Annotated in this window: 9 protein-coding genes; 2 read left to right on the top strand and 7 right to left on the bottom strand. The window is 64.8% G+C overall.

Translation table 11 applies throughout. The annotated features are described in order from the left end of the window. Window positions 1-967 (top strand): OmpA family protein (locus VFJ08_RS11385; protein WP_324997333.1); only part of this gene is annotated, 967 nt, incomplete at its 5' end. Here the strand turns inward: VFJ08_RS11385 and VFJ08_RS11380 are convergent. The 5 genes from VFJ08_RS11380 to VFJ08_RS11360 are packed head-to-tail and all read right to left on the bottom strand — an operon-like array spanning window position 964 to window position 3,956. Further along, window positions 964-1,851 (bottom strand): TonB family protein, encoded by an 888-nt coding sequence (locus tag VFJ08_RS11380; protein ID WP_324997332.1) that lies wholly within the window; start codon window positions 1,849-1,851, stop codon window positions 964-966. The genes VFJ08_RS11385 and VFJ08_RS11380 overlap by 4 nt on opposite strands. Then, the gene (locus VFJ08_RS11375) at window positions 1,851-2,267 is read right to left on the bottom strand and encodes a biopolymer transporter ExbD (protein WP_324997331.1); all 417 of its coding nucleotides are present in this window, start codon (window positions 2,265-2,267) and stop codon (window positions 1,851-1,853) included. Before VFJ08_RS11375 ends, VFJ08_RS11380 begins: the two co-directional genes overlap by 1 nt. Then, window positions 2,267-2,710, bottom strand: a complete 444-nt coding sequence (locus VFJ08_RS11370; protein WP_324997330.1) for a biopolymer transporter ExbD — start codon at window positions 2,708-2,710, stop codon at window positions 2,267-2,269. Before VFJ08_RS11370 ends, VFJ08_RS11375 begins: the two co-directional genes overlap by 1 nt. Further along, window positions 2,676-3,380: a MotA/TolQ/ExbB proton channel family protein gene (locus tag VFJ08_RS11365; RefSeq protein WP_324997329.1), complete on the bottom strand. Its 705-nt coding sequence runs from the start codon at window positions 3,378-3,380 to the stop codon at window positions 2,676-2,678. Before VFJ08_RS11365 ends, VFJ08_RS11370 begins: the two co-directional genes overlap by 35 nt. Window positions 3,381-3,419: 39 nt before the next feature. Beyond that, on the bottom strand, window positions 3,420-3,956 hold the full coding sequence (locus VFJ08_RS11360) for a hypothetical protein (protein ID WP_324997328.1): 537 nt from the start codon (window positions 3,954-3,956) through the stop codon (window positions 3,420-3,422). A 168-nt stretch (window positions 3,957-4,124) separates the two neighbouring features. Here VFJ08_RS11360 and VFJ08_RS11355 point away from each other — a divergent pair, with 168 nt between their 5' ends. Beyond that, window positions 4,125-5,162, top strand: a complete 1,038-nt coding sequence (locus VFJ08_RS11355) for a Glu/Leu/Phe/Val dehydrogenase family protein (protein WP_324997327.1) — start codon at window positions 4,125-4,127, stop codon at window positions 5,160-5,162. A gap of 57 nt (window positions 5,163-5,219) precedes the next feature. On the opposite strand, the gene VFJ08_RS11350 is transcribed toward VFJ08_RS11355, so the two are convergent. Both VFJ08_RS11350 and clpB read right to left on the bottom strand, forming a co-directional pair. Then, window positions 5,220-6,050: an aldo/keto reductase gene (locus tag VFJ08_RS11350; RefSeq protein WP_324997326.1), complete on the bottom strand. Its 831-nt coding sequence runs from the start codon at window positions 6,048-6,050 to the stop codon at window positions 5,220-5,222. A gap of 164 nt (window positions 6,051-6,214) precedes the next feature. Then, window positions 6,215-8,800, bottom strand: a complete 2,586-nt coding sequence (clpB, locus tag VFJ08_RS11345; protein WP_349256992.1) for an ATP-dependent chaperone ClpB — start codon at window positions 8,798-8,800, stop codon at window positions 6,215-6,217. Window positions 8,801-9,034 lie beyond the last annotated feature (234 nt).

Below are 9,034 nucleotides of genomic sequence, written 5' to 3'. Positions count from 1 at the left end.
CGCGCGCAAAGATATTTTATTCGTCCTCATTGGTATGGCGTTGACGATTGTGGCGGCCATGCCGGCGTCGGCCGCCGCGGGCAAGCAGCCGGCGCTCGATCTGCCGATCGACATGCCGACGGGCACGAAGACGCTGGCGCTGCAGGCGTCGCCGAAACAGAGCTACGCGCTGATCGTGGATCGGATCGTCCAACTGGGCGGTATCCGCGGTAACATATCGGCGGTTCGAACCATCGAAGGGCCGGTGGCCCGCCGCACGCTGCTCGTGGACAGCACGGAGACGGCGAAAGCGTTGGATGCCACGATTGGACAGCGTCTCGCCGAGGCCGGCTTCGAGCCGCTTTTCACCTGCCGCGGGGCGGCCTGTGGGCCGCACTTCCGCGAGGCCTCGCCGGGCTACCGAGCCGCACCATCGCACTTTGACGCGGCCGCCGATGATCAGACCTATCGCGCGATGCGCCGGTCCGGCGCCGGGGCCGGGGCCGACGAGTACGCCGCCGTGCAGATCGCGCCGGACGGACCGCTGCTGGCGGTACAGTTCGACCTGGCGCGCTCCGAGCCGCGCCGGGTCGCCGCGATTTCGGTCACGGCCGCGCAGATGGCGCGCCAGTTGAAAGACAAAGGCCGCGTTGCGCTATACGGCATCTTCTTCGATACCGACAGCGCCCGGATCAAGCCGGAATCGCGTTCGACGATCAAGGAAATTTCCCGGTTGCTGTCGGACAAACCGGAGTTACGGCTGTTGGTGGTCGGCCACACCGACAACCGCGGCAGTTTCGCCTACAACCTGAAATTGTCGGAACGCCGCGCGAATGCGGTGGTCGACGCGTTGGTGTCGGATTACGGCGTGGATCCCTCGCGGCTCAAGCCTCTGGGCGTGGGTTACGCGGCGCCGCGCGCCACCAACGCCAATAGCGCGGGCCGCGCCAAAAATCGCCGTGTCGAACTCGTGCCGTGGACGCGCTAGCGTAGGCTGAAAACGACCGGAATAATCAGTTCCAGCCGGTCGCGTTGCGCGGCGGCCGGCATGGCCGGTAGCGGCTTGGATGCGGCCAGCATATGGCGGGTAGCGGCGGTCAGCATGGGTGAGCCGGATGCGTCGAGGATACGGGCTTCAAGCACCTCGCCGTGCGCATCGACGGCGAGGAATAGCTTGACCGTGCCCTCGACATGTTCGCGCCGGGCTTTTTCCGGGTAGTGCTTATGGCGCGCCAGCCAGGCCCGTAGCTGGGCGACATACTGATCGGTGGCTTGATCGCGATCACCATAGGCGCCCTCGGGGCTGGCATCGGGCGCGGGGCCGATAGCCCGCGCCGTCACCTGTTGTTCCGGCAATTGATCAGACAATGTCCGATCCGGCGTCACCGGCAGCGCGGCGGCGATGGCCGGTGCGCTGTCAGCGCCGGATGGATGGGCTTTGGATGCGGCGGTCGGCGCCGACTCGATCGGGATTTTGGCTTCGGCCTCGGGCGGCGCCGCGTCCGGTGTGGAAGCGGATGCGATCTGCGGGGACGAGGCGTCGCCGATTAGCGGGCCGACCGGCTTCGCGCTCTCGATCGGCGCGGGCCCGGCGGCCTCGCTATCGGCCGCCGGCGGCGCCGACGGTAACCCGGTCGCGGCCGTGGCGGCCCGGCCGCTGACGTCGCTCAATTGTTCGATCGGCATGTCTTCGAAGCTCGGCGGCGCCGGCGGGGTAGAATCGAAATCGTCCAGCGACACCGTAACGCCCCGGGACGCCGGGGGCGAGACGGCAGGCGGCGCGGGCATCCCGGCCAGCAAACCGATCACCAGCAGGTGCAACAGCGCCGCCCAGCCGACCGCGATCAGCCATTGACGCTTGGTTATCCGCATTACTGAGTTCGCGCCCGGGTGATGAGCCGCAGGCGATGAACGCCGGCCTTGCGCAGAATCTGCATGATCCGGACCACGCGGTTGGTCGCCAGGTCGCCGTCGGCGCGCAGCCGGATCGGGGCGTCGGGTGTGGCCTTCAGGCGCCGCTTGATGACGGTTTCGAGCGTGCTTTTGTCGATCGTATGCCCGCCAACGGCAAGCCGGCCGTCCGCGGCGAGCGCGACTTCGATGCCTTGGCGCTCGGCGCTAGCCTGGCTGGCCGAGCGCGGAGGCTGGACGTTTATCGGCGAAGGCGTCGCAAGATGCCCGGCTAGCATGAAAAAGATCAGCAGTAAAAAGACCACGTTGGCCAGCGGCAGGATCGCGTCGTCCAGGTAAGCGGAGGTGGCGGGGGCCCGGGCGCGCTTGAAACGCATCAGGGTTTGCGCGCGGCCGATCCGGCCGTCGTGTCCATCAGCGCGATATGATCGATGCCGGCCTTGGACAACGCATCCAGCACGCGCACCGTATCCTGGAGCGTCACGCCGTGCGCCGAGCGCACCAGGACGCGCCGATCCGGATGGCCGCGGCGGGCCGCGCGCACGCGGGCGATGAGCCGGTCCATCGGCAGATAATGGCCGGCGAACCGGACGCCGTCGGTACGCACCTCCACCAATAAGGCGCCGGTGATGCCGTGTCCGCGCGCGGCGGGCGCGGGCGTCTCCAGAGCGATCCGGTGTTCGTCGGTGAAGCTGTAGGCGAGCATGAAAAACAGCAGCAGAATGAACACGACGTCGATCAACGGCGTGAGACTGATCAGCCGCGGGCGACGACGTCGGCTCGCGCTAAATGAACGGGGACCGGGCGACGAAAGCGTCATCGGTATCGGTATCGACGGTGTCGGCCCGCGCCGGATCGATGATCAGGATGCGGGTGACTATGCTGTCCATTTCCTGGGCCTGACGATCGACCAGACGTTCGAGCCAGTTGAGCGCGACCATGACCGGCATGGCCACACCCAGGCCCACGGCGGTGGTCAACAGCGCCTGCCAGATGCCGCCCGACAGCAGCGCCGGATTGACCTGGTTGCCCGCGGCCTCGAGCGCCCGGAACGCCTCGATCATGCCGAGCACCGTGCCGAACAGGCCGAGCAGCGGCGCCAGCGAGGCGATAACTTCGAGCACCCGCAGATGCGAGCGCAAGCGCTCGAGAATATCTGCGCCGTATTGCATGATCTCTTCGCGCATCAGATGTTCCGGCAGATGCCGGTGATGCTTGAGTTCGAGCGCGTGTCCGGCCACCCGCGCCACCGGGCTGCGCGAGCGGCGTGTCATGGCCAGCGCCGCCGATGTATTGCCCATGCGATAAACCGACAGCGCGCCGCGTCCGGTGCGATAGTCGCTGATTTCGGCTGCGCGGAATTGCATCAGCTTGGCCACGATGATCGTGATCGCCACGATCGACATCAGCGCCAGAAGCACCACCACCGGCCCGCCGACGAGCAGTTTGTCGTTAAAACGTTCAAGGGCTCCGGTCAGGGACTGCAGCACGCGCGCCTCCGCGGTGGCGGGTTATAAAATCTTGATCGGTTATTCGATGAACGGTACGCGACCGCGCTGCGACACGGAAACCAACGACAGACAGTCGTCGCGCGCCTGTGGCGGCCCCTTACCGGTGTCGACCGTACATTCGAGCACGTTGTTGAGCAGCAACTGTCCGATCTGTTGACAGCTCAGGTCGGGAATATCGAATACCTTGAGACTCGTCTTGCCGGGCGGCATCGGGCCGATCTGTACCGCGAGACGCTTGGCCACGATCCCGTTGTTATCGAACATCACCACGTCCAACTTGAACGAATCGAAGGCGCGGTCGGTTTGATTCTGGGTCACGAGATACGCTCGGCAGGCGCCGGTGATCGATTGTAGTTTGTTGAGTTCCACGCGTACCGCTTGCGGGGGCTCCGGCACCGAAGCGGAAGGCTGATCGACGGTATTGCCGTCCGCCTCGGCGGCGGTGTCGGATACACTGCCATCGGCCGCCGGGCCGTGGCCGTCATCGGGCTGGGCGAGCGCCACGCCCGCAACGCCGAGCGCCGCGGCGCAGAGCAAAACGCGTAATTGTTGCATGATCGGTTCCCCCACGACCGTTGATGCTATTGCCGGGCCGTGCTATCGCGAGTATCGCGGTCGCCGTTGGCTGCTGCAAGTCGGCCGTTGCAAGTTGATATCGACAGGCGTCGCCGGCGAGGTCAGACTTTCGCGGATTCACCTGCCAACGTTTGCCGAGGATAGCGCGTGTCGGTTTTTTCACCCATGGTCGCAGCCGGCCATGAAGAAGTCTGTTTTTTCCACGATCCGGGCACCGGGCTGCGCGCCATCGTCGCGGTTCATTCCACGCGCCGCGGGCCGGGCATCGGCGGCGTGCGTATCCGCGACTACGGCGACGACGGAGAAGCGCTGACCGATGTGCTGCGCCTGTCCGAGGCGATGAGCTACAAGGCCGCCTGTGCCGGATTGCCCTGCGGCGGGGCCAAGGCCGTGGTGATGGGGCCGTTTCCGGCCGATCGCGCGGCCGGCATGCATGCGCTGGCCGGCTGCATCGAGCGGCTTGGCGGCCGCTATATCGCGACCGAAGACATGGGCATGAACGAGTCGGATATCGCGCGGCTCAACGATGTCACCCGTTTCGCGGTCGGGCGGGCCCTGGCCGACGGCGGTTCGGGCGATCCTTCGCCGCATACCGCCCGCGGCGTGGTGTGCGGTATGCGTTCGGCGCTACGCAGCGCCGGCATGAGCGGCGACTTCCAGGGTCTAAAAGTGGCCGTGCAGGGTTGCGGCAGCGTCGGCTTGGGCGTGATCGAGCGGTTGCTGGCCGGCGGCGCCGAGGTGCATGCCTCGGATATCGACGTCGCGGCCGGAGAAAGCGCGCGCCGCGCCGGAGCCCGGATCGTGCCGAACGATGAGATTCTGGCGGCCGATGTGGATGTGCTCGCGCCCTGCGGCATCGGCGCCGTTTTAAACGAGCGCAGCATTCCCGAGATCCGCGCGCGGGTGATCGCGGGCGCGGCCAATAATCAGCTGGCTGGTGCCGCGGACGCCGAACGACTGATGGAACGCGATATCGTCTATGCGCCGGATTTCGTGATCAACGCGGGCGGGCTGATTAACGTGGCCGACGAGATCGATCCGGCCGGTTACGACGGCCGGCGCGTGGCCGGCCGGGTGGCGAACATCGAAATCACGCTCGACCGAATCTTCGCCGAGGCCGGGCGAACCGGCAAAACCTCGGCCGCGATCGCGCTCGAACTGGCGCACTCCCTGATCGATAGTTAAAAAAGCCGCGCCCGATCGGGCGCGGCATGTGATGTTGCCGGTTCGCGGCAATAAACGTCAGGCGGCGGTATCCCATTCGGGCGCGAACGACGGGTTGATCATCCGGCCGTCTTGGGAATAGAGCTTGCTGATTTCGCTCATCTGTTCCTCGGTGAGCTCGAAGTCGAAGACTTCGAAGTTCGAGGTCACGTGGTCGGGATTGGCCGAGCGTGGCAGCGCGATCACGTTGTCCTGTTGGATGAGCCAGCGCAGCGCGATTTGGCCGGCGTTCTTACCGTATTGCTTGCCGATGCGCTCCAGCGTCGGGTCCTTGAAGACTTCGCCGCGGGCCAGCGGGCAATAAGCGGTCAGCGAGATGCCGTGTTCGGACAGAGCATCCAATACCGGCTTCTGATCGAGGTAGGGGTGATACTCGACTTGATTGGTCGCCAGCGGTTGACCCGACAGTTCGGCCGCTTCATGAATCATCGGGACCGTGAAGTTGCTGATGCCGATGTTGCGGGCCAGCCCTTTCTCTTGCACTTCGTTGAGCGCGCCCAGCGTTTCCTTGAGCGACACATCGGGGTTCGGCCAGTGCAGCAGGAGCAGATCGATATAGTCGGTGCCCAGCCGGTTCAGGCTTTGCTGCACGGATTTCTGAAGTTCGCCGTCGGTGTAGCTGTCGGTCCAGACCTTGGTCGTGAGAAAGACATCTTCGCGTTCGACGCTCGATAGCCGGATCGCGCGCCCTACGGCTTCCTCGTTGTTGTAGGCCTGGGCGGTATCGATATGCCGATAGCCGACGCCGAGCGCATGCTCGACCATCGCCTCGGCGTCCTTCGGTTCGAGCTCGAAGGTGCCGAAACCGATCGCGGGAATCGTTGCGCCATTGGCCGTTACGTTATGCATGGACAATCCTGTTGAATCCGATTGAAACAATAATCGGACGCTGTGGTGCGGCGCGGGCTGAATCAAGGGGCGTAGGCATATCCCCTACACAACAAGCCCGCAACAAGCCCGCAACAGAAGCCGCGGGCTTGCCGGCGCGTATTGCTTGGCTTGCGGGGCCGGCGTCATGCCGCCTTGGCGAACGCCAGATCGGCGCTGCCGCCGCCGGCGAGATCCACCCGGACCGTATCGCCGGCGACGAATTCGCCCGCCAGAATCCTTTTGGCCAGCGGGTTCTCGACCAGGGTCTGGATCGAGCGCTTGAGCGGGCGCGCGCCGTAGACCGGGTCGAAGCCGGCTTCGGCCAGCTTGTCCAGCGCCGCGTCGCTGACCGCAAGCGTGAGATCGCGCTCGGCCAGCCGGGCTTCGAGCTCGCGCATCTGGATACGGGCGATCTTGCGGATCTCGGTCGCTTCCAGCGGATGGAAGACCACCGATTCGTCGATACGGTTGATGAACTCCGGCCGGAAGTGCTGGGCGACTACGTCCATCACCGATTCCTTCATGGTCTCGTAGCCCGAGTCGGCCAATTCCTGGATCAGTTGGCTGCCGAGGTTCGAGGTCATCACGATCACGGTATTGCGGAAGTCCACCGTGCGGCCCTGGCCGTCGGTGAGCCGGCCGTCGTCGAGCACCTGTAGCAGGACGTTGAAGACGTCGTGATGCGCCTTCTCGATCTCGTCGAGCAGGATCACGGAATACGGTTTGCGCCGCACGGCCTCGGTCAGATAGCCGCCCTGTTCGTAGCCGACATAGCCGGGCGGGGCGCCGATCAGCCGGGCCACCGAGTGTTTTTCCATGAACTCGGACATATCGATGCGCACCATCGCGCTCTCGGTATCGAACAGGAAGTTCGCGATCGCCTTGCACAGCTCGGTCTTGCCCACGCCGGTCGGGCCGAGGAACAGGAAGGAGCCGATCGGACGCGCCGGATCGGACAGGCCGGACCTGGAGCGTCGGATCGCATCCGAGACCGCGGAGACGGCTTCGTTCTGCCCGATCACGCGTTCGTGCAGCGAATCCTCCATGCGCAGCAGTTTGTCGCGCTCGGCTTCGAGCATGCGATTGACCGGGATGCCGGTCCAGCGCGATACGATCTCGGCGACTTCCTCGTCGGTGACGTTGTCGCGCAACAGTTTGTGATCGGCCGGCTTGGCCTCGGCTTCCTGCGCCGCGGCGAGCTCGCGCTCGAGCTCGGGAATCCGGCCGTACTGGATCTCGGCCATGCGTTCGTAATCGCCGGCGCGCTGGGCCGCTTCCAGTTCTCGCCGGGCGTGGTCCAGTTCTTCGCGCTTATGCGCGGCGCCGGTCACGCTGGCTTTCTCGGCTTTCCAGATTTCTTCCAGATCCGAATACTCGCGCTCGAGCGCCGCGATGTCGTCGTCGAGTTTTTCCAGCCGCGCCTTGGAGCCTTCGTCGGACTCCTTGGACAACGCCTGCTTCTCGATCTTGAGCTGGATCAGGCGACGCTCGAGGCGATCCAGCTCTTCCGGCTTGGAATCGATCTCGATGCGGATCTTGGAAGCGGCCTCGTCGATCAAGTCGATGGCCTTGTCCGGTAACTTACGGTCGGTGATATAGCGCTGCGACAGCTTGGCCGCGGCGATGATCGCGCCGTCGGTGATGTCCACGCCGTGGTGCACCTGATAGCGCTCTTTCAGGCCGCGCAGGATGGCGACCGTGTCCTCCAGGCCCGGCTCGTCGACCATGACCTTCTGAAAACGACGCTCCAGCGCGGCATCCTTTTCGATGTTCTGCCGGTACTCGTTAAGCGTGGTCGCGCCGATACAGTGCAACTCGCCGCGGGCGAGTGCGGGCTTCAACATGTTGCCGGCGTCCATCGCGCCTTCGGCCTTGCCGGCGCCGACCAGGGTATGGATTTCGTCGATGAACAGGATGATGCGGCCTTCCTGCTTGGCTAGATCGGACAATACGCCCTTGAGCCGGTCCTCGAACTCGCCGCGATACTTGGCGCCGGCGATCATGGCCGCGAGATCCAGCACCAGCACGCGCTTGTCTCTAAGCGACTCGGGCACCTCGCCGTTAACGATGCGCTGGGCCAGGCCTTCCACGATGGCGGTCTTGCCGACCCCGGGATCGCCGACCAGCGTCGGGTTGTTCTTGGTGCGGCGCGACAATACCTGGATTACGCGACGAATCTCCTCGTCGCGGCCGATCACCGGGTCGAGCTTGCCGACTTCGGCGCGCTCGGTGAGATCGGTGGTGTATTTATCGAGCGCGCCGCGCTGTTCCTCGGCGTTGGCGTCGTTGACGCTCTCGCCGCCGCGCATCGCGTCGATCTGGGCGCTGAGGTTGTCGCGGGTGGCGCCGGCCTGTTTGAGAATCTTGCCGGTTTCGGACTTGTCCTCGAGCATCGCCAAAGCGACAAGTTCGCTGGAAACGAACGAATCGCCGCGCTTCTGGGCGAGCTTGTCGGACAGATTGAGCACGCGAATCAGCGCTTGGCCCGGGTTCACATCGCCCGTGGCCTCGCCGATGGTCGGCAGGTTGTCCAGGCTCTTCAAGACCTGGTTGCGAATTTCGCGGACGTTCAGGCCGGCGTTGTCGAACAGCGGCCGCACCGTGCCGCCCTCGGCGTCGAGCATCGCCAGCAGCAGATGCTGTGGCTGGATTTCATTGTGATCGCGCCCCACGGCCAGGCTCTGGGCATCGGCCAGGGCCTGCTGGAGCTTACTGGTGAGTTTGTCCATTCGCATGGTCAGGCTTTCCTCTATTGATTCGTATCGGCCGTCGCGGGGACGGCGATGGCTTTGCAATCTTCAATAGGGGCGTTCGAAAACAATTCAACCATTGTTTGAAACATCATTAGCCCCCGGGCCGAAGTCCGTTGTCCGACTGATATACTGCCGCGCTTTGTCGCGTTCCGCGCGCTTTCGGCCAACCATTGAGGTCCGCATGTCCAACGCCTATACCGATCCGCAGTT

Origin of the sequence: Salinisphaera sp. (assembly GCF_035690525.1) — a bacterium.
In the GTDB taxonomy this organism is placed as follows: Bacteria; Pseudomonadota; Gammaproteobacteria; order Nevskiales; family Salinisphaeraceae; genus Salinisphaera.
The sequence above is the reverse complement of the archived record's forward strand: the minus strand, read 5'-3'. Positions and strand labels throughout refer to the sequence as shown.